15 protein-coding genes, 5 pseudogenes and 1 riboswitch are annotated in these 20,397 nt (G+C 48.3%); of the genes and pseudogenes, 15 read left to right on the top strand and 5 right to left on the bottom strand.

From position 1 onward, the window contains the following. Window positions 1-49 precede the first annotated feature (49 nt). The 4 genes from C1713_RS03265 (at window position 50) to C1713_RS03250 (ending at window position 3,296) form a co-directional block, all read left to right on the top strand. A complete protein-coding gene (locus tag C1713_RS03265; RefSeq protein ID WP_009442267.1) occupies window positions 50-322 on the top strand; it encodes a hypothetical protein in 273 nt (90 codons plus the stop codon). Next, window positions 312-1,133: a zeta toxin family protein gene (locus tag C1713_RS03260; protein ID WP_170950757.1), complete on the top strand. Its 822-nt coding sequence runs from the start codon at window positions 312-314 to the stop codon at window positions 1,131-1,133. Before C1713_RS03265 ends, C1713_RS03260 begins: the two co-directional genes overlap by 11 nt. 28 nt (window positions 1,134-1,161) lie before the next feature. Next, a complete protein-coding gene (locus C1713_RS03255; protein ID WP_061946741.1) occupies window positions 1,162-1,704 on the top strand; it encodes a hypothetical protein in 543 nt (180 codons plus the stop codon). A gap of 359 nt (window positions 1,705-2,063) precedes the next feature. After that, window positions 2,064-3,296: an ankyrin repeat domain-containing protein gene (locus C1713_RS03250; protein ID WP_102493032.1), complete on the top strand. Its 1,233-nt coding sequence runs from the start codon at window positions 2,064-2,066 to the stop codon at window positions 3,294-3,296. Window positions 3,297-3,680: 384 nt separating this feature from the next. Here C1713_RS03250 and C1713_RS03245 read toward each other — a convergent pair whose 3' ends face one another. Together C1713_RS03245 and C1713_RS12050 are read right to left on the bottom strand one after the other, a co-directional pair. After that, window positions 3,681-5,090 carry a DASS family sodium-coupled anion symporter gene (locus C1713_RS03245; protein WP_102493031.1) on the bottom strand — a complete coding sequence of 470 codons (1,410 nt, stop codon included), beginning with the start codon at window positions 5,088-5,090 and terminating at the stop codon, window positions 3,681-3,683. Window positions 5,091-5,094: 4 nt separating this feature from the next. Beyond that, the gene (locus C1713_RS12050; RefSeq protein WP_170950756.1) at window positions 5,095-5,448 is read right to left on the bottom strand and encodes a hypothetical protein; all 354 of its coding nucleotides are present in this window, start codon (window positions 5,446-5,448) and stop codon (window positions 5,095-5,097) included. Next, window positions 5,407-5,581, bottom strand: a riboswitch (cobalamin riboswitch). Its footprint overlaps the gene before it by 42 nt. A gap of 847 nt (window positions 5,582-6,428) precedes the next feature. Here C1713_RS12050 and C1713_RS03240 point away from each other — a divergent pair. The 3 genes and pseudogenes from C1713_RS03240 to C1713_RS12665 all read left to right on the top strand — a co-directional run. Continuing rightward, window positions 6,429-7,184, top strand: coding sequence for a class I SAM-dependent methyltransferase (locus tag C1713_RS03240; RefSeq protein ID WP_102493030.1), 756 nt, complete (start codon window positions 6,429-6,431; stop codon window positions 7,182-7,184). 63 nt (window positions 7,185-7,247) lie between these two features. Then, window positions 7,248-7,835, top strand: a pseudogene (locus C1713_RS03235) (magnesium chelatase domain-containing protein); the annotation flags it as partial. Window positions 7,836-7,862: 27 nt separating this feature from the next. Further along, window positions 7,863-7,955 (top strand): annotated as a pseudogene (locus tag C1713_RS12665) (hypothetical protein); the annotation flags it as partial. Window positions 7,956-8,759: 804 nt separating this feature from the next. Here the strand turns inward: C1713_RS12665 and C1713_RS03225 are convergent. Further along, window positions 8,760-10,022 carry an MFS transporter gene (locus tag C1713_RS03225; RefSeq protein WP_245870953.1) on the bottom strand — a complete coding sequence of 421 codons (1,263 nt, stop codon included), beginning with the start codon at window positions 10,020-10,022 and terminating at the stop codon, window positions 8,760-8,762. 112 nt (window positions 10,023-10,134) lie between these two features. On the opposite strand from C1713_RS03225, the gene C1713_RS03220 reads away from it, so the two are divergent. The 3 genes from C1713_RS03220 (at window position 10,135) to C1713_RS03210 (ending at window position 13,650) form a co-directional block, all read left to right on the top strand. Beyond that, a complete protein-coding gene (locus C1713_RS03220) occupies window positions 10,135-11,541 on the top strand; it encodes an aminotransferase-like domain-containing protein (RefSeq protein ID WP_102493028.1) in 1,407 nt (468 codons plus the stop codon). Window positions 11,542-11,634: 93 nt separating this feature from the next. After that, the gene (locus C1713_RS03215; RefSeq protein WP_338063639.1) at window positions 11,635-12,330 is read left to right on the top strand and encodes an aspartate/glutamate racemase family protein; all 696 of its coding nucleotides are present in this window, start codon (window positions 11,635-11,637) and stop codon (window positions 12,328-12,330) included. A 138-nt stretch (window positions 12,331-12,468) separates the two neighbouring features. Continuing rightward, window positions 12,469-13,650 carry a multidrug effflux MFS transporter gene (locus tag C1713_RS03210; RefSeq protein WP_102493026.1) on the top strand — a complete coding sequence of 394 codons (1,182 nt, stop codon included), beginning with the start codon at window positions 12,469-12,471 and terminating at the stop codon, window positions 13,648-13,650. Between the two features lie 102 nt (window positions 13,651-13,752). Here C1713_RS03210 and C1713_RS03205 read toward each other — a convergent pair whose 3' ends face one another. Together C1713_RS03205 and C1713_RS03200 are read right to left on the bottom strand one after the other, a co-directional pair. Then, on the bottom strand, window positions 13,753-14,322 hold the full coding sequence (locus tag C1713_RS03205; RefSeq protein ID WP_102493025.1) for an RBBP9/YdeN family alpha/beta hydrolase: 570 nt from the start codon (window positions 14,320-14,322) through the stop codon (window positions 13,753-13,755). 84 nt (window positions 14,323-14,406) lie between these two features. Next, window positions 14,407-14,751, bottom strand: a complete 345-nt coding sequence (locus C1713_RS03200; RefSeq protein ID WP_009442236.1) for a winged helix-turn-helix transcriptional regulator — start codon at window positions 14,749-14,751, stop codon at window positions 14,407-14,409. A 113-nt stretch (window positions 14,752-14,864) separates the two neighbouring features. Here C1713_RS03200 and C1713_RS03195 point away from each other — a divergent pair, with 113 nt between their 5' ends. From C1713_RS03195 to C1713_RS03175, 5 genes and pseudogenes are all read left to right on the top strand, one after another. Further along, a complete protein-coding gene (locus tag C1713_RS03195) occupies window positions 14,865-15,914 on the top strand; it encodes an oxidoreductase (RefSeq protein ID WP_102493024.1) in 1,050 nt (349 codons plus the stop codon). Between the two features lie 214 nt (window positions 15,915-16,128). Beyond that, window positions 16,129-16,428, top strand: a pseudogene (locus C1713_RS03190) (magnesium chelatase domain-containing protein); the annotation flags it as partial. Between the two features lie 117 nt (window positions 16,429-16,545). Next, window positions 16,546-18,471 carry a hypothetical protein gene (locus tag C1713_RS03185; protein WP_102493023.1) on the top strand — a complete coding sequence of 642 codons (1,926 nt, stop codon included), beginning with the start codon at window positions 16,546-16,548 and terminating at the stop codon, window positions 18,469-18,471. A gap of 728 nt (window positions 18,472-19,199) precedes the next feature. Beyond that, window positions 19,200-19,634 (top strand): annotated as a pseudogene (locus C1713_RS03180) (magnesium chelatase domain-containing protein); the annotation flags it as partial. 165 nt (window positions 19,635-19,799) lie between these two features. Beyond that, window positions 19,800-20,299: pseudogene (locus C1713_RS03175) on the top strand (hypothetical protein); the annotation flags it as partial. Window positions 20,300-20,397 lie beyond the last annotated feature (98 nt).

Below are 20,397 nucleotides of genomic sequence, written 5' to 3'. Positions count from 1 at the left end.
TGGTCAACACTGCACCATTGTGGTATCATGAAAGAGAGGAGGCGATGCTATGATTCCGTACGAAGTAATCGAAGCGAAAGAAATTTTGCATGAAGGTATAGCAGAGCTGCTTGCCGATGTGAATCGAATCAAAGAACGTATGGGCATTGATCGGTATGATACCGTTCAGCCGATTTCCCTCGTTCAACAGAATCTACGAGTGACGCTGCATAATATTCTTGGAGATTCATACAATACCATGGAGGATATACAAAGACTCCGGCAGACCTTTGAAAATGCCCGCACCTATATACGGGAACTGGAGACCAATCATGCAGGATAACTACACTCCGCAGGAACTTAATGAACAAAAAGAACGCATCAAAGACGATCTTTTGGTCAGTGCAGCACCTGATACGCATCCGCGTGCCTATTTGCTTGCAGGACAGCCTGGAGCAGGGAAAACGAAACTGGCAGATATCTGTGCACGAGCACATGGTGGAAATATCATCTTTATTTCGAGCGATGATTACCGCAGGTATCACCCTCGTTTCATTGAGCTGCAAGCACAGTACGGTGATGATGCTGTCCTCCATACACAACAGTTCGCGGGGAAGATGACGGAGGCTCTGATCGACGATCTGAGCCTGTCGCGGTATCATCTCATCATTGAAGGGACACTGCGGACGACCGAGGTGCCGCTACGGACGCATGATCTTCTTGCCGCACGTGGATATGATGTCTCTCTAAATGTGATTCTCGTGCGTCCCGAAAAATCATATCTCAGTACACTGAAACGCTATCGACTGATGGAGGAGGCAGGGCTTACTCCGCGCATGACACCAAGGGAACATCATGACCGTGTTGTTCGCTCTCTCGTCGACAACCTGCATACGCTCTACGAGCAGGATACCTTTCAAGGCATTCGCATCTACAATCGAGCGGGGGAGTGTCTCTATGACAAGGAGAAAACGCCATTTCGCGATCCGGCCGATCTCTTCCGTGAGGAGTTCTCACGGGAATTGACAAGCCGCGAAAAGACAGATATTGAGGAGGATTATACGCCGTATGTCGGACGGGCAAAGGTCGAAGAGACTCTGCGCGCCTATGCGGAGTTCTTCTCGCAGGAGGAGCGAGGAAAAGGCGGACACTGAACAGGGAAAACAAACAGGAGGGATTTTCATGTATCGGAATATCTTTTGTTTCACAGTGGCACTGATGCTGCTCCTCATGAGCAGCGCGCTGGCTGCGCCACGTGACATGACACTTGAGGATGCGTCAATCGCAGGGATTTCCCCCGGCAATGATCTGATGTATGTGCGAAGTATCTACGGCGAACCGGATGGAGAGAAGACACGAAAAATAGGAAATTATCCATCCTATTTGGTAGATTATTATGGGCAGGGGTTTGTCATCACATACGACATTATTGGCGGTAAAACGAATCCACTCGTTCAGACCATTGAGAGCACGAACAGTGCACTGGTTATGCCATCCGGGGTACGTGTTGGAATGAAAATTGCTGACGTACTGAAGATCTTTAAAAACTTAGAGGTACGTCCTGCAGCAGAAAAAAAATATGCGAAGGATTACATGCCGCCGTTTGGGGCGCTTCCTTTCTCCCTTCCAAGTGGCGAGGTGGGCATTCGCTTTGTTGTTTTCATGACGGATCAGAATGGCGTTATTCAGAAAATCCTCATCAAGGATAAATACGGTGACGTATAAAACAGCATAGAAAAATTGCCTGTTCCAGCTCCTGCCGGGGGCCAATTCCCCATGGCAGCTGGAACAAGCAATTTTCATATTGTTAGTATTGCACGAAAAACAAGCATGTCAACAAAAAGCGATACCCTTCAAACCAAGCCCAAAGATGGCACGCATCAGTGACTGAGAGGTATCGCTCTTTCTATACGTAGTCGCTACGCGGGGAGGATGCCAAGCCGTTGCCTAATACAATGGTCGATCTGGCAGGGGAGGAATAGGCTCTACTCACAAAGCAGTGGAAATGGTATAATTACTGTCGATTGAATGTCTCTTTCCGATGTCTGTTTCGTTGCTGTTATCTGTTGTAGGAGATGTATAGCATGAATATTTCCGATATCTATAGCGTGAACGATTGTCTGCGAAATGCGGATATACGGACTTATAATTGCGGATATTTTCCAGTGGCGATAAGCAGACCAAAAGAAAGCATTCGGATTTATGGACAAACGCATGATGAATTGCCCTTTGATACGTCAATTCTGAATCAAATTACATCACTTAAGCTGTCCTATGCCATGCAGCTAATCGTTATGTCATTGGGCGTAATGAAATCTAAATACTCCTCGGCCTTTGATGTGAAATGGGTTCCTATCAACAGTTCCTTTAATAAACTGGTCTATAAAAATGGTACACCTAATGATGCAATTGATTCACTGTATGAAACGATGGCGTCGATTGCAGAATCTGGAATCATAAGAGTTTCCGAGGGGTATTCAGTTTCCACGGAATATCAAACAACAGATTCTACCTTTATTGATGGGCCTTCGTTGAGCATGACTCCGGCCCCTGTTCTGAACATTATCATCGACACAGATGACGTAAAAAAAGATTATGGAGCTCACGATTTGCTCAGCTGGAACAGATATAAACGAAAGGACATTTCTTATGGATGGGACGAAATCAAGGATTATTTTACGACGCTTTCTCTCAAGGATATGGAGCTACTACACGGCGAGAAGATAAATCGCTTTACAGAGAAGGATATATCACTATTTAAGGCCTGTGATAATCTCGACATAGATGCCATACGGATTGCAATAGAAGCCGGTGCAGATGTACTGGCGATAGACCAAGACGGTGGGACTCCGGTCTATAAATGTGTTGAGGCTGTCGCAGATGATTATTTGGATGAATGTGATCCTAGGAAATCCATGGACGATGTGGAACGAAAAATTTCCCAGATGCAGAAGTGCGTTGATTACCTTCTCGAGCATGGGGCTGATATCAATTTATACGGATTTGGGTGTCTGTGTACTCCGCTATGCGAATCGGTATATATTCCAGACGCTCGTATTATGGAATTTTTACTAAGCAGAGGGGCTGACCCTAATTACAATACGGATTTCGATTCTATGTGCAGTACGAAGGATGAGTGGCATATTCGGTCATCGGCGTTAAGCATGGTTTATGATGAGCTGTCTGTTGTAGGAGAAAAATACAACGAGGAACAAAAAGAATTGTTGTTGGCACATGGTGCAGAGCTATTTATAGATGGGGTCAATCCAAAAACCGGAAATATGGAGGAAACCTATGAAAATGGCAATTCGTACTGACAGCTGTGATAGTTCATACTGCTTAGTCAGCTGTACTTCATTACAAGCATATGGCAGAGCGATTTGATGAAGGTCAACCTATCACAGGAAAATAGGATGTCCGTCCGTACGTCTGAACGAAGAAAAACTCTATCATACAAGAGATCCCAGTCACTGTACTAGCGTTTGGGATCTCTTGTAGTTTTGCAAAGAATCATTAGCCATTTTCCCCTACACTAAGTCATAATTCTCTTATTCTGGAATTATATCAAGAATCAGTTACAAGAGGATATTATGACAGACTCAGGGAGCCAAAAGAGTTTGTCGTCCTGTTTACGGGCAACGAGGGAGGGGAGAATGGTATATAAAAAGCCCCCACGTAGGGGGCTGCCAGTGATTTACTATTTACCAAAGGCCCAAGACTTTCCACCATGCCGCGCCAATTGTCAGGTAGATCAGCGTCGTAATGGTCGTCATGATGAAGCCGTTCTTCCACCATTCGCTTTGCGAGACATAGCCTCCGCCAAAGTAGATCGGGGCACAGCCGTTGCCGTAATGCGTGAGGGAGATCGGCACATCGGCGAAGATGCCGAAGATGATGGCGACCAAAAGGGGCGGTGCACCGACGCTGACGCTGACAGCGATGAATGCCGCATAGAGGGCACTGATGCGTGCCGTGACACTGGCGAAGGCGTAGTGGATGTAGGTGTAGAAGAGCAGGATGATGAGGCAGGAAATAAGCCAACCGAAGCCGAGCGAGGAAATCGCCGCGCCCGCACCATTGGCGATCCATGTGATGATGCCCGATTTTGCGAGAGCCGAAGCGAGTGTCATCAAAGAGCCCATCCAGAACATCGCGTCCCATGCACCCTTTTCCTGGATGACGTCCTGCCAGTTGATGATGTCGAGTATCAGCATGAGGCAGACTGCGCCCATGGCAACGGGTGTCGCGTCGATGTTCGTGAGGCCGGAGCTTGCCCAGAGTGCGAGAGAGACGACGAAGATGACGGAAAGTCCCTTTTCCGCAAGGCTCATCGGCCCCATTTCGGAAAGCTCACGCTGTGCCAGATCCTTGGCGTCGGGAATACGCACGAGTTCAGGCGGCGAAAGTTTCATCATGACATAGGGGACGAGCAGGAGCGCGATGAGTCCCGGCACAATTGCAGCGCTCGCCCAGCCCATCCACGTGACCTGAACACCCAGCGTCTTCTCAGCGAGCGCCACGCAGAGCGGGTTGCCCGCCATCGAGGTCACGAACATCGTGCAGGTCACGGCGTCCGTATGGTAGCCGACCTGCATGAGGTAGGTGCCGATGCGGCGTGCGCTCTCACCGGGTTTCGAGCCTAGAGCCTCCGCGAGTGAACGCACGATTGGATAGAGAATGCCGCCGCCGCGCGCTGTGGCCGAGGGCGTCGCGGGCGAGATCACAAGCTCGCTCAGGGCGATGGCATAGCCGAGCGACAACGCGCTCTTGCCGATTGCCTCGATGATGCGGAAAGCGATGCGTTTGCCGAGTCCGCTCTTGATGAAGCCGCGGGAATAGAGGAACGCACAGACGATCAGCCAGATCGTGCTGTTGCCGTAGCCTGCCAAGGCATCGGACGTCTTTAGCAGGCCTGCCCATGCGGAGAAGGAAATCGCGATGAAGGCCACCGCGCCGATCGGCAGCGGATGCAGGATAAAGCCCAGCACTGTCGCGATAAAGACCGCAAGCAAATGCCAGGCGAGTACTGTGACTCCGTCAGGAACCGGCAGGAACCATAGGATGAGTCCGACGCCGATCGTGATGAGTGCATTTCTTCTCTTCGTGTTCATGTGTTCACCCCATCAAAAATATGAGTTCTCCGCCGCAGTCCCCTTTTTGCTGAAAGCATTTCCTGCGACGCCCATGGAAGCTGTAGATTTGCAGAGCATACGTCCGAGGTCTGTGAGAAGAGGTGCTGTTTTGCGTCTTGGACATTCGCAAAATAAAGGCAGCCCCTTTCTGCGAATGAGAGAAGAGACTGCAAAATATCCTTGCCTCGCCGCGTGCAGCGCCGAAGTGCAGAAAATCACCACCGAAACGACGCCGCAAAGATGCGGATCGATCCGGCGCAAGACGCAGATCCCCTCCCCGTCGCTCGCAGGTCAGACGGTGATCGTTGATCAGGCAGTTCTCCTGGCTCCAGTTCATCGCTCCTCTGCGCCTTCCCAAGTTTCCTCAGTGACGTTTCCTGCAGATTCGCTCGCTGACACAGTGGCGGGACCGCGCCGGCTCTTCCGGCTTCTCTATTGAGTCTTGCGACACCTGATTCATCAGTATGCTGTTTGTCGTGATAATGGCTTCCGTGAGGAAGAATATCACTGCTTCTGCCTATTGTCAAGAGAGAGGCGGAAGGAGTCGAATCATCGGCTTGACTGTACGCGCTGATTGACGTTTAGATGTTTGAATACACGGTGTTTTATGGTAGAATGAGCGTCGAATATACTGGCCTTGGCAAAGGTGTTTTGCCGGAGCGATTTTGTATGTTCGACTTTTTATGTGTCCCATTTCGTTTTACAATGAACGAAAAAATCTTCACCCATAATTTTTGATTCTGTTATGCTCTACTGTCCGATTTGATATTGCAATTTAGGCAGGCATGAAAATTTAGCGAATCATTAATAAAAGAGTTGATATTAATGAGCGTCCTACTGAACCGCAAATGCTGTGCTACTTGTGAACATTGGATGGGCAAGCGAGAATCCGGCAAGTCTGTTCGCTGTGAAAATGATCGAGTTTTGGGCGTGTGCATCAATAAAAAGAGTTCGTTCAAGGGCAAAGAAACCAAGGCGGGTTACCACTGCGCCAATAAATATGAACAGTGGACTGGGTACAAAAAATAGAGGGATTGGCCGATGCCCTATCGGCGATAATGCCACTCAAAAATATAATTACTGAACAAAATAATGCACATCCAATATGCTATACAATCTTTGGTTTAAGGATGTGTATTTTCTTTTAGTTGAAAGACTCTCAACATAACAATGGGTGTGAAGAATTCAAGATCAACACAGATTCCATTCGCCCGACCTAGCGTTTGGAATCTCTTTTCTTTTGTAAAGAATCATTAGTCATCTTACCCTCTCCTGTGTTATAATTTTCTTATATTTGAAGCGTAGGAGGGAGAGCCGTTGTTTGCAAAGGTCTATCAAGATATAAATAAAGAAACGATTGATCGGTGGGTTGAAGAAGGGTGGATATGGGGAAAATCTACGTCTCATGAGGAGTATCTTGAAGCGAAGCAGGGGAATTGGAATGTCTTACTGACGCCTACGGTTTGTGTTCCGCATGAATGGTTTGGTGATCTAAAAGGGAAGAAGATTCTGGGGTTGGCATCGGGCGGCGGTCAGCAAATGCCAATCTTTCATGCGTTGGGCGCAGAATGTGCAGTGCTTGATTACTCCTCGAAGCAGATAGCATCTGAATTGTTGGTAGCTGAGCGGGAAGGCTATCATATTGATGCGATTGAGGGGGACATGACAAAAAAATTCCCTTTTCCAGATGAAAGTTTTGATATTGTATTTCACCCTGTTTCAAACTGCTATGTGGAAGATGTGGAGTTTGTCTTCCGTGAAGCGTACAGAGTTTTGAAACAAGGCGGCATGTTGCTTTCTGGATTGAACAGTGAAATCAACTATATGGTTGACAATGAAGAAAAAGAGATTGTTTGGAATATGCCGTTCAATCCATTGAAAGATGAAAAAGCTAGGGCGTTCATGCTGGCGGAACGCTCTGGGATGCAGTTCTCTCATACGATGACCGAACAGATCGGGGGACAACTGAAAGCAGGATTTACGCTGCTTGATCTATATGAAGACACCAATGGTTTTGGCAGACTACATGACATGAACATCAAAACCTATATTGCAACAAAATCTGTCAAATAAATAGGCTTCATGGGGGCAGATGGTTAACAGGAATCATCATGTGAAACGTGGGAGGGAAGGCCGTTGTTTGCAAAGACTTATGGTGCGTGCCCCTCGGGATTGACGGACGGATTATCGACGTTGAGGTGGATGTGTCACCGGGGCTGCCGGGCTTTGAGCTGGTCGGGCTTCCCGATACGTCGGTGAAGGAGTCGAAGGAGCGGGTACGGACGGCGATTCGCAACTCCGGCATTCAGCTGCGGCAGGAGCGGGTGACGGTGAATCTTGCGCCCGCCGATGTGCGAAAGGACAGCTCCGGGCTTGATCTTCCGATTGCCGTCGGACTCCTTGCATCCTACGGTATGGTTCCGGAGGCGGCGGTGCAGAGTGCACTTTTCTCAGCGGAGCTTTCTCTCGATGGGAACTGTCGTCCGACCAGCGGCATTCTCCCAATGGCGATTACGGCGCGTGAGCGGGGACTTACGGAGTTCTACGTTGCACCGTCCAATGCAGATGAGGCACTGCTCGTTTGACGGACTAAAGGTCTATGCGGTCGAGAATCTGGCGCAGCTCGTGCGTCATCTGACGGGAACGGAGACGCTGACTCCTGCTGTGCCACATCCAACAGAACAGAAAAAAGATGCGGCTTTTACCGATGACTTTGCGGACGTATAGGGACAGTATCAGGCGAAGCGTGCGCTTGAGATTGCAGCGGCGGGAGGGCATAATGTATGGAATCTCTTGCATAAGGGTATGTTTCCACCCGACGATCATGTATATATGACACATTAGCTTTCAGATACTCCAGATAAATCAGGTCAAGTACTTGATCTGCATTCACTAAACGCCGCACATTCAAATACTTAAACGCTTATCAGCACTGACCGATCGGAGCGATGCTGCGTCTTGGAATTCCTAAGGTGAAAATCGCCCAAAACCTCGGCATCGCATGCTCCACTCTGTACGCTGAAATAAAGCGCAGTACAGCAAGGCAGATGCGTTCAGACTGGACATACTATGACCAGCATTTTGACGAAACTGGTCAAATCGTTTATGAGCGTAATCGCAAGAACGCAGTAAAGTCCTCCAAGCTCATTGCGCGCGGGATTTCATCCGATATGTTGAAGCCCCCGCATTCTTAAAGACAAGCATTCCCCTGGTGCGATCTGCGGGCTCAACAGACGTACATATCTATTTGAGGTCCAGATCTGCACGAAGACCACCTAACTAAGAGATCGCTGCGGGGCACATTTTCACAGGTGTTTCATACGACCATCTGCGACAATGGGAGCGGTTTGCTCGTCTGCAAGACGCTGTTCCGGAGGCGAAGGCGTACTATGCTCGTCCTTACGTCCATAGGGAATGTGGAACGAAGGGGAAGCAGAATGCGCTCATTTGGTATTTCATTCCGAAGGGGATGGATATGACGAACTTGAGCGAGGAAGAAGTGGAGCGCGTAGAGGATTGGGTCAATACGCTGCCACTCAAAATTCTAGGTTATGAGGCGCTGCAAGAATGCTTCGATGCCGCACTAAAAAATCTTCGGCCATAGTTTTTGATTCTGTTATGTTCTGCTGTCTGATTTGATATTGCGACTTAGGATACATTTTGCGTGGCGGTGGGGATACGGCTGAGGAGAGCGGCGCAGCAGAGTGCAGCCGATGCGGCGCACACCTGAAGGGCGAGACCGTCCACATAGGTGGCGGGAGAGCTGAGGGATGCGCCGTCTCCCATGAGAAACTCGCCTGCAAGCACAATCCCAAGCGCACCCGCAAGTTGCTGTCCCGTCGTCAGGATGGCACCACCAACGCCAGCGTCCGCCATCGGCAGATAGCGCAGGACAACACCCGTTGCAATGGGAATCACTGTGCCGTTGCCGACACCGAGGACAAACAGAGCGAGAATGACGAAGGGAATCGCAGTGGCTCGTCCTGTGATTGTACCAAGCAACACGGCGAGGATGCCCACGCTGGTACAGATCGTTCCGCAGATCAGTACGCGCGGCGGCGCGAACTTCCGCATGAGTGCAGGTCCTGTGGACGAGGCGAGGACGAATCCCGTGCCGACCGCCATAAAGACGAGCCCCGCCGTCTGCGGTGTGAGGTCACAGATATTCTGCAGGTAGAGACCGAGCACGACGAAGAAGGGGACAATGGCGGCGTACAGGCATACATTGAGAAAAATTCCGACCGTATAGCCACGATAACGAAAGAGTCGAAGAGGATTTCCGAACTGCTTTTGGTATGCCTCGTGTGCAGAGTTTGGGCATGCGGGCAGCGACCTGCAGCCAATGCCGGCGATCAGGCAGATCGGCATGTTGGCAAGGAAAATCATGCGCCAACCGAGTCCGAGGAAATCCCATGCGGGAATCCAGCCGCCGAGTACCTGCCCCATGATCTGCCCGAGCCCAATGGACACGCCGAATGCAGATAGTGCCTGCACACGTGCATTCTCTTCGTATGAGACACGAATCAGAGCAAGTACCTGCGGCACCATGACGGCGCCCGAAAGCCCCTGCAGAAGGCGTGCGACAACAAGCTGCAGTGCTGTCTGAGCAGCACCGCAGAGCAACGAGGTCACGGCAAAAAGAAACAGTCCGAGACGATAGATACGCCGCCGTCCGAAACGGTCGCCGAGGTGTCCCCCGACCATCAGCCCCGCCCCATAGACGAGCGCGTATCCGCTCATAATGCCCTCGAATTCTGCAGCCGACGGATGTAAGGAGGAAATGATGGCGGGGGCGGCGACATTGATAACGAACTGGTCGAAGATGGACAGAAACGAGCCGACCAGGATAAAGGGCAGGATATAAAGTGAGGCGGATATCGCTGTGCACGTTGAAGTAACGTTATTTTTCATCTCCACTGGCATCCCCTTTGTGATATAATACATACAATTATTATGTTAGACTGCCTATTGTGTGATTTCAACAGTAAAATTGTATGTATGACAATGTTGCAGGAGCTGTTATATGCCCATCAATTCGTTCGATGATTATCCGATGACGTGGCGTCCAGAACGTATCCATCTGCATCCTCCGTTCTACCGTGCGCTTGCCGCGCAGCTTGAACGTGATATCCTCAGCGGACGGCTGTCGCCGCATACAAAACTCCCGCCGCAGCGGGAGCTTGCCGACTACCTCGATCTCAATCTGAGCACGGTGACGCGCGCCTTTCGTCTTTGTACGGACAAGGGGTTGGTCTATGCAGTTATTGGACGCGGGACGTTCGTCTCGCCGAATGCAGCATTGTCGAATACAACAGCAGATACGAAAAAGTCTCTTATTGAACTTGGCAGCATTCATCCGTACGATTCACTTAGCGAGATTCTTGCAGACACCGCACGGGAGATCCTGCGCGGCAGGGAGGCAACGCACCTCTTTGCGCTTCTCGGTGCAGAGGATGAGGAGCGTCATGCGCGGACTGCATGCCGCTGGCTTGCACGTTTTTCTCTTGAGGCAGAGCCGACGAATCTCCTTCTTACTGCTGGCACGCAGAGTGCACTTGCAATCGTACTCACTGCGCTGTTCGATGCAGGGGATCGAATTGCGGTGGACAGGTATACGTATGCGAATTTCATCAGCCTTGCAAAACAGCTGAACATCCGACTCATCCCCATCGAGGGGGATGTGGACGGGATGCTGCCGGATGCGCTCGCACAGCAGCATCAGCAGATAAACATCAAGGGTGTCTATCTTATGCCGTCCTGCGCGAATCCGACTGGCATCGTCATGCCTGAGGAGCGGCGCAAGGAGATTGCAGCAGTGCTGCGTAAGCACAACATCCTTTTGATTGAGGACGATGCCTACGGCTTTACGGCACGCGGGAACGCTGCGCCCATGACCGTGCTCCTCCCACGGCAGTCCGTTTATCTGCACAGTCTTTCAAAACTTACCTGTCCCGGACTGCGTGTTGCATACATGCTTGTTCCATCGCATTTTAGGCAGCTCATTCGAAGAGCGGCGCGCAGCATCAGTATGGCGATCCCGCCGCTGAGTGCCGCGATTGCATCAGAGCTGATTGCCAGCGGCGCGGCGGAGCGTATAATGCGGGAGAAATGTCGGCTGACTGAGGAGCGCAATCGCATCTTTCGAGGGCTCTTCCCTGCACATACGGGGAATACACGCAGCTTCTTCCAATGGATGTCGCTGCCTGTGGGATGCGGTGGGGCGAATTTTGAGGCGCAGGCGCAGCATCGCGGTGTGCGTGTCCTCTCGTCGGATTGCTTTGCCGTCGGCAGCGAGGCGGAGCATTCCTTTATCCGTCTTGCCCTCTGCTCGCCGCCAACGAATGAGGAGCTCGTGCGCGGACTGCGGATTGTTCATGATTTGATGGAGGAAAATACGATCCCGCCGCAGACGGAGACATTGATTCTCTAGGAAGAACAAAGGCAGAGCGGGGTGAATTGTCCTCCCTACAATTTTTACCTTGTCATGACGGACGGGCGGTGCTATCGTAATGGCAGAGGTGATATGATGAAAACAATAGGGCTGATCGGTGGTATGAGCTGGGAAAGCACCGTGACATACTATCAGGTCATCAACGAAACGATAAAAAAGCAGCTGGGCGGTCTGCACTCTGCAAAATGTATTCTATACAGTGTTGATTTTGATGAAATCGAGAAATATCAAGCAGGCGGAGAATGGGATAAGAGCGCAGATGTTTTGTCTGAAGCCGCACAAGCATTGGAACGGGCGGGGGCAGATTATATCGTAATCTGCACCAATACGATGCACAAGGTAGCGCCTGAAATCGGCAGGAGAATTCATATCCCAATCCTGCATATTGCGGACATGACCGCTGTGCAGCTAAAGAAACACGGCATCCGAAAAGTCGGTCTGCTCGGTACGAAATACACTATGCAGCAGGATTTCTATAAAAATATTTTGATCGAACAGGGAATTGAGGTTCTCATTCCAAATGATGCTGGTGTCGATATCGTCAATCGCATTATTTACGATGAACTGTGTCTTGGAAAAATTTCTGAGAAGTCCAAAGCCGCATATCTGGACATTATTCATGAACTCGCACGAAACGGGGCGCAGGGGATCATCCTGGGATGCACGGAAATCGGACTTCTTATTCAGCAATCTGATACCGATATTCCACTCTTTGATACCACACGCATTCATGCGAAGCAGGCAGCACTCAAATCACTGGAACAATAAAAATGCGAAAAAAGAGATTCCATTCGTCCGATTGACGTTTGGAATCTCTTTTTTTACAGATACCGATGCAGTAGTTATAATATGCAATATCAACAAGAAAAAGAGCATCCGTTATGCGGAAATGGAAAGGAAATTACTATGCAGGAACCGAAACGCAGTCTGTCCTTTATGATGATCCTAAGTGCCTTTATGGCATTCGCCTCGCTGTCGACGGACATCTACCTGCCCGCGATGCCTGCGATGCAGGATGACCTCGGCGGTGCAGTAGCCCTGACGATCACGAGCTTCCTCGTTGGCTTTTCCATTGCCCAGCTCGTCTGGGGGCCGATCAGCGATCACATTGGTCGTCGCATTCCGCTCGCGATCGGTGCACTGCTCTTTTTCATCGGATCGGTCGGCTGCGCACTGGCACCCTCGATGGAGGCCGTCATCGGATTCCGTGTGGTACAGGCCGTCGGCGCATGTGTCGGCCCGATGCTCAGCCGCGCGATGATGCGTGACCTCTACACGAGCAGTCAGGCGGCAGCAATGCTCTCGACACTCGTCCTCATTATGTCGGCGGCGCCGATCGCGGGACCACTGCTCGGTGCATTTCTCATGGGCGCCGGTGGTTGGCGCATGGTTTTCTGGCTGATGGCTGCGATTGCCGTACTGCTCGTTTTCTCCGTGCATTTCCTGCCGGAGACGCTGCCGCACGAAAAACGCTCTGCCGAGAGCCTCGGTGCGGCATTCAAGAGCTATGGGAGGCTCGTACGGATGAAATCCTTCATGATGAATACCCTCAGCGTGACGTTCTTCTATGTGGCGGTGTATGCCTTCATTACGGAGTCGCCTGTCATCTACATCCGTCACTTCGGTATTGATCCGCAGTACTATGGGCTGTTCTTCGGTGTCAACATCATCGGCGTTGCAGCGGTGAGTTACTTCAACCGCATGTTTGTGACACATTTCTCCCTCTCACGGCTGCTCAAGGCAGCAACGAGCATTGCTGCACTCTTTTCTCTCTGGCTGCTAGCGGATGGACTGACGGGTAAGCTCGGTCTGTGGGGGATTGCCATTCCCATGTTCTTGGTATGCAGTACAAATGGTATTATTACCGCGTGCTCCAATGCGGCGGCACTCTCCAAAGTTCCGGATGAGATCACGGGTTCTGCGGCGGCACTCATCGGCGCACTCCAATACGGCAGCGGCATGATCTCCTCCGCTCTCCTCGCTGTGTTCTCGGACGGCACGCCCGTCGCCATGTGCTGCATCATCACTAGCTTTGTTTTGCTCGCCGCTGTCTTTGCATTCGTGGCAGGAAAATTCGTACGTGCATGATGGGGATACACCATTCTCCGGTTAGGATAGAGATTTTCATTCGCCCTATCTAGCGTTTGGAATCTCTTTTCTGCTTCATCGGACACGGTATTCTATTTGCAATTATTCCATCATGCGAGACAGTACATCGGCAGCGATGGGGAGTGTTGTCACGCCGTCAACGTCCAGATAGTGTCTGCCCGTCTTGGTCTCATAAAAGACTGCGTCGAATCGTTCGGCAAACGAGCGGCTGAACTCGTGGGGGACAATCGGATCGTCTATGGCGGAAACAACAGCTCTGTTTGGGATTGTTCTTGAAAGCAGTTTATAGTTCGGGGGTGTGGCGGTGAATTCATCGAGGAACGAAAAGTCTGGAATCGACTGATCGAATCCGGAAACGAGTACAACGCCGCCGATTGGTGCAGCGACTGTTTGTAAATATCGCAGCGTTGTAATGCATCCCAGACTATGGGCAACAAAATAGGTGTTTGATGTTATGCTCGTGAGATGCTCTGAGAGAAATGATATCCATGTTTTGCAGTCCGGCTGTGCTGGTGTCGGCATATCGATGGATTCAGTGGTAACACCTTTGTCTGTCAGAAATTTGTTCAGCCAGGGGAACCAGTGCCGCGTGGATGATGCGTCAAACCCGTGAATGATATATACGTTCTTATCATGTGCCTGCTTACTCATTTCATTCTCCTTTGCAGTATTATATGTCGTAAAACGCTTGATTTATAGTACTGCGTGTCGGAGACTGGCACAAGTAGGCACTTTTTAGTGAGTGCCGAATGAGCTGTTGATGGGATACGCTTTTCCCCAATCGCACATTGCGTTGATGATGGGGACGAATGTTTTTCCTTTATCGGACAGGGAGTATTCGACCTTTGGGGGCACTTGTGGATATTCCTTGCGTATAATCATGCCATCTTTTTCAAGCTCCTTCAGCTGCGTACTCAGCATTTTGTGCGTGATAGGAGCCAGATTTCGTTTCAGAGCGCCATATCGTAAAATGGAATCACATGAAAGCTCATAGAGGATGCGCATTTTCCACTTGCCCCCGATGACCGCTAAGGTTGATAAAAACGGAGCCTCTTTGCTGCGGCAGAGATTTTGAATCATGTAATTCTCTCCTTTTAGATAGTATCTTACAAATTAATGCGTACTATATTGAGTGGTATACAACGATTATAATGATGCTGACAAAAATAGCAAGATTTAGGAGGGAGTCATGTATGAGCAATATTTTTTCATCCTATCAGATCAAAAAAGTGATGTTCAAAAACAGAATCGTTATGGCGCCGATGGTACGGTTCGGGTTTCCTTGCAGTGACGGGATTATGGGAGATGTGCTTATCCGCGAATACCTTGAATATTGCGATCAAGAGATTGGGCTTCTCATCAGCCAGTCTCTGAGCATATCAGCATCAGACGATCCCATGGCGCGTTCTGCCGGAACATCCGGTGGAGCAGGAGCGTATTCAAAGCGACATATTCCATATCTGCAGCAGCTTGCAGATCGTTGTCATAGGTGTGGAAGCAGGTTCTTTGTACAGTTGGGCAAAGGTGGATATGATTTTTTGGCATTTGATTCCAAAGATGTCAACACGCTGACAATAGCAGATTTGGAGCGCATACGAGATGATTTTATAAATGCCGCATATATTTGTTTCTGTGCGGGAGCAGATGGTGTCGAACTACACGGCGCACATGGTTTTTTTCTGAATATGATGACCTCCGCCGAGGCGAACCGACGCAGCGACAAATATGGAGGAGATCTGTATGGGCGGCTGACGTTTGCCCGGGAGATCGTGGGCGGTATTCAGAAATTCGCCGATGACCATTTCATCCTGTCCTATCGAATGGGCTGGACAAATTCACTGGAGGAGGATATTGCAGTAGCGCAGGCGTTCGAGGATATCGGCATCGAAATGCTACATGTCTCGCACGGGATACCGCAGACACGGAACTTCCATCTGCCTGCCGATTATGAATATAGCAGCATTGTATACGCAGGTTCTTCGATCAAGCCGCACATACACATCCCCGTCATCACCGTATGGGGGATTGACACGCTTGCACGAGGCAACGTTCTCGTGGAACATAATTCCTGTGATTTTGTCGCCTATGGTAGGGCGTTTCTTGCCGATCCATCATTTGTCGTGCGATCGATGGAGAATATGAATTATCGCCCCTGTCTTGGTTGTAAAACATGTCGATGGTTCACCGATGGCAGGAAATGTCCCGCACGCATTATGCGGAAAAAGAATCCTGCGCGAAGATGATCTTCAAGGCACGGTTGGCGTTATATGATACGTTCAAATTTTTATGGCTGAGAGAGCCTGCTTGTTGAAGGATGCCTCTCAAACCAACAAACGAGAGCTTCCATTCGCCCTACCTAGCGTTTGGAATCTCTTTTCTTTTGCAAAGAATCATTAGCCATCTTCCCCTTTCTTGTGTTATAATTTTCTTATATTTGAAACGTAGGAGGGAAGGCCGTTGTTTGCAAAGACCTATGGTGCGACGACCCTCGGGATTGACGGACGGATTATCGACGTTGAGGTAGATGTGTCGCCGGGGCTGCCGGGGTTTGAACTGGTGGGGCTTCCCGATACGTCGGTGAAGGAGTCGAAGGAGCGGGTACGCACTGCGATTCGCAACTCCGGCATCCAACTGCGGCAGGAGCGGGTGACGGTGAATCTTGCGCCCGCCGATGTGCGAAAGGACAGCTCGGGGCTTGATCTGCCGATCGCCGTTGGTCTGCTTGCATCCTACGGTATGGTTCCCGAGACGGCAGTATATTTACTTGATGAGATTCACGAAAAAAAGTCCAGTTTTTATTCAATTTGTATTTTTGATTGTAATCCAATTCATTTTGGAATATACAATATGTAGAGGAATGTGTGGAGGAAACAAATGAACAACAATCCGACTTCTATACTGGCATCGTTTTCAACGATAAAAAGCATGGTAGATGCAAAACAGTACCAGAGTCCGTATCAAATTTTAGCTGAATTTGTTCAGTATGTTATAGTAAAATGTAGACTTCATTCATTTACTGCAATAGAGATGAAGAACAAGCTTATCGAAATATTTGGTTTTGATATTCCTGAAGCTGTTATTAAAACATCTGTTCGAGGATTAGCATTTATTAAGACAGAGAACGGGGTTCATTATGTTGATCGCTCTGGGATTAAGGAGATTTCTTCTTTTGAGGAGATGAACGTTGCTGCTGAAGCCAGTAACGCTCACGTCATCGATTTGCTTATCTCTTTTATAAAAGATAATAATGTGTCAAATACAGTAGTGGTTGACACTGTTACACAAGAATTCATAGCCTATCTTCTCGATGACCAGAGATCAACTGCTTCAGGTAGATATACGGATTTAATTAGTCAATTCATTCTCAAACATGAAACTGACGAGAAAATACAGACGTCTTTAGCAGCAATACGAGAAGGTGGTATTTTATATATTGGCCTTAATCACAATATCAATGAAATAGGAAGCGTTAGAAATGAGTTGACACTTTTTTTAGGCACAGAGGTTCTGTTTAGCTTATATGGGTATAATGGTGAAATATATAGGAAGTTGGCACAGGATCTGTACATTCAGATCAAGGCTGCAAATATTGAAACTAAGCGAATTTCACTTCGTTATTTTTCAGATGTAAGAAAAGAAATAGACAAATTCTTTTCTAGTGCAGAAAGTATTGTAGATGGAAAACAGTTGTTGTTTGATACTGTTGCTATGAAGGCTATAATAAACGGCTGTTCAACATCTGCTGATGTAAGAATTAAAATGTCTGATTTTTATCATAGATTACAGTATACATACGGAATAGTTGAAGATGAACGGATGGACTATTATGAAATAGATGATGTTCCGTATAATCTCGAGAATTTGTCAATTGATCCGAGAATGTATGATAGCATAAAACTTATCAGTCACATCAACAAACTTCGAAAAGGCATAATATACTCTAATGATTTAGATGCCAAATTTTTAATTGTAACAAATACAGGATTAACATTGAATGCATCAAGGGATCAAGTTGAGAGAGTTATGAAAGAACAATCTCTCGACAATGTTTGTGATTATGCAGTTTCTGTAGAGAAGTTAACCAATATCCTTTGGTATAAACTAGGGAATGGATTAGGTCGAAAAACCTATCCTACGAACGTAAATGCAGTGTTAAAAGCACGTATGCTGCTTGCATCAAAAATTTCACATAACATTTCAAAACTCTATACTGAAACCAAAGAACTGTTTAATTCTGGGGAGATAACAGAGGCTCAATTAGCTTCGAGAATTATTGCTCTTCGAAAAAAACCGATTACACCGGAAGAGTTAACTTCTGAGACAATTGAAGACGATCTTGATTTTTCCTTAGAGTATCTTGCTCGCTATGAAGAAGAAGTTAATCGTAATAAGGAAACGATACAAGAAAAGGATCGCCTACTACAAGATTTACGTGATCAAAATGATCGACAACTGTCTGAGAAGAATAATGCTTTAGAAGAAAAAAACCGACTTATTCTATCCCAACAAGATCGAAATAAAAAACTTGAAGCAGAATTGGCGGAATATCATAGAAAGGAGGAAGAAAAAAAGAGAAAACAGTTGATACGAAAAAGAAAAAAATGTCTAATTTTTAATATTATGTGCAAAATAATAGTTCTTGTATTATTAGTAATCATCTTAACCTATTTTTGTAGTGAGGTTGATCCATCTATTCCAACCGCTGTAGGTATTGTGTTTGGATTGATTGGTGCCATTCCTGTAGGTTTTTCTTTTATAAAAAAGGATCTCAAAAATTATAAAAGAATAGATGAAAGGTAATGTTCTATGAGTCCGCTAAGGCTGTGTTGTCGCAGTTGCTCCGTATTCTAAAGAAGGACAGGAAAAGTATGGTTGTTGACTTCTTAGCCATCAAAGTAAGGGGACAGTCATGGCTTACCAAGGAATAATTGCGCATGGATGTATTTGAGAACAACGGCGAAATCTATATTCAATCTGCTGCATCCGGACAAGATCGTTGTTGTGGATCTGACCATTTTCCCTGATACCTAGCTGATGAAAGATGTCCGGTAGGGCGGCTTTCAGGAGGAAATAGAGGGGGAGCGCATTTTGGAACTGAAGGAGTTTTACAGGATCTGGAAAATTCGACGCTAATTGATGCGACAAACGATTCTATTATTACTACGATATATGGAAAAATCCAGATCAGAAGTAAGAGATAATGGAGCATCTCCAGACGATTTATGATTCGTATGGGGAAAAGGGGCTCTGGAACATGAGAGAGTCTCTGGGTGCGAGCTAAAGGAGAAAATGGTTATAGGAAAAACGTGCTTCTAATCGGGAAAAGCAGTGATATGATGGAGGGCGTCATCGAAAGTTTGATGGGATTGAGATTGGCGTTGATGAATGATGCTTCAAGGATAACAAGAGAGATTCCACCCGTCCTGCCTAGCGCCTGGAATCTCTTTTTTGTTGCAAAGAATCATTAGCCATCTTGCCCTATCCTGTGTTATAATTTTCTTATATTTGAAACGTAGGAGGGAAGGCCGTTGTTTGCAAAGACTTATGGTGCGACGACCCTCGGGATCGATGGACGGATTATCGACGTTGAGGTGGATGTGTCGCCCGGACTGCCGGGCTTTGTGTTGGTGGGGCTTCCCGATACGTCGGTAAAGGAGTCGAAGGAGCGTGTGCGGACGGCAATCCGCAACCCCGGCATCCAGCTGCGGCAGGAGCGTGTGACGGTCAATCTTGCACCCGCCGATGTGCGAAAGGACAGCTCGGGGCTTGATCTGCCGATTGCCGTTGGTCTCCTTGCATCCTACGGTATGGTTCCGGAGACGGCAGTGCAGAGTGCGCTTTTCTCTGCGGAACTCTCCCTCGATGGGAACTGCCGTCCGATCAGTGGTATTCTTCCGATGGCGATTACGGCACATGAGCGGGGACTGACGGAGCTCTACGTTGCTCCGTCCATTGCGGTGGAGAATTTCATCTGACAACATTTCTATTTTTGTATACTTTCTAGACATGACGAATCCCTACTGTTGTAATTTTTATTTTACAACAGTAGGGATCTTTTTACTGTCCGTTCTCTAGGGAGCAGACCACTACAACAGGAGGGATTTTCTTGCTTGTCCTCTATCTAGGGAACTGTCCACTTGACCGAGGAGGAGAGATCAAAGAGCTTTTCGTCAAGGCACTGAACTCGTTGGTGGAAGTCAAAGAGAACGTAATCGCGGAACTCCATTCCCTGATTGACAGTGTTTGCCAAACGGAGGAGCTTGTCGAGGAGCGTAATAGAGCAGAGCAGGAACTCGGCGTTTTGGCAGAACGTCTTGAAATACTGATTCGTGAGAATGCGCGGGTGGCACAGGATCAGAACGCATATCTGAAACAGGAGAATGAGATTCGCGCACGCTATCTGGAAAAGCAGGGGCATCTAGCGAGGTTGGATGAGCAAATTGCCGAGAGGGAGGGTAAGAGAAAGACTTTGGAGACCATAATTCAAGTGGTATATGGTATCAACGGGGAACAAGTCGAGTTTGACGAGGAGCTATGGAGTGGGCTGCTCGATCACATTGTAGTTAAGGAGGATGGCGCGGTGACTGTTGTTTTCAAGGGCGGGATTGAGACTGCAGTTGAGGGATGAAGATATAAATTCAAGAGATCACCTTTCACGCAAAAGATTCCATTTACCAGAAGTGGCCTCGCAACAGACGCCGCAAAAAGGACGACCTTTCAGTCACC

Source organism: Centipeda felix (assembly GCF_900186465.1).
GTDB classification, from domain to species: Bacteria; Bacillota; Negativicutes; order Selenomonadales; family Selenomonadaceae; genus Centipeda; species Centipeda felix.
The sequence above is the reverse complement of the archived record's forward strand: the minus strand, read 5'-3'. Positions and strand labels throughout refer to the sequence as shown.

Excerpts from the sequence above, each read along its gene's own strand:
- C1713_RS03185 (WP_102493023.1), top strand. The coding sequence starts at position 16,546 with ATGAACAACAATCCGACTTCTATACTGGCATCGTTTTCAACGATAAAA.
- C1713_RS03200 (WP_009442236.1), bottom strand. The coding sequence starts at position 14,751 with ATGATTCAAAATCTCTGCCGCAGCAAAGAGGCTCCGTTTTTATCAACC.
- C1713_RS03215 (WP_338063639.1), top strand. The coding sequence starts at position 11,635 with ATGATGAAAACAATAGGGCTGATCGGTGGTATGAGCTGGGAAAGCACC.
- C1713_RS03195 (WP_102493024.1), top strand. The coding sequence starts at position 14,865 with ATGAGCAATATTTTTTCATCCTATCAGATCAAAAAAGTGATGTTCAAA.
- C1713_RS03210 (WP_102493026.1), top strand. The coding sequence starts at position 12,469 with ATGCAGGAACCGAAACGCAGTCTGTCCTTTATGATGATCCTAAGTGCC.
- C1713_RS03245 (WP_102493031.1), bottom strand. The coding sequence starts at position 5,090 with ATGAACACGAAGAGAAGAAATGCACTCATCACGATCGGCGTCGGACTC.
- C1713_RS03225 (WP_245870953.1), bottom strand. The coding sequence starts at position 10,022 with ATGAAAAATAACGTTACTTCAACGTGCACAGCGATATCCGCCTCACTT.
- C1713_RS03265 (WP_009442267.1), top strand. The coding sequence starts at position 50 with ATGATTCCGTACGAAGTAATCGAAGCGAAAGAAATTTTGCATGAAGGT.
- C1713_RS03220 (WP_102493028.1), top strand. The coding sequence starts at position 10,135 with ATGCCCATCAATTCGTTCGATGATTATCCGATGACGTGGCGTCCAGAA.
- C1713_RS03260 (WP_170950757.1), top strand. The coding sequence starts at position 312 with ATGCAGGATAACTACACTCCGCAGGAACTTAATGAACAAAAAGAACGC.
- C1713_RS03250 (WP_102493032.1), top strand. The coding sequence starts at position 2,064 with ATGAATATTTCCGATATCTATAGCGTGAACGATTGTCTGCGAAATGCG.
- C1713_RS03255 (WP_061946741.1), top strand. The coding sequence starts at position 1,162 with ATGTATCGGAATATCTTTTGTTTCACAGTGGCACTGATGCTGCTCCTC.
- C1713_RS03205 (WP_102493025.1), bottom strand. The coding sequence starts at position 14,322 with ATGAGTAAGCAGGCACATGATAAGAACGTATATATCATTCACGGGTTT.
- C1713_RS12050 (WP_170950756.1), bottom strand. The coding sequence starts at position 5,448 with ATGAACTGGAGCCAGGAGAACTGCCTGATCAACGATCACCGTCTGACC.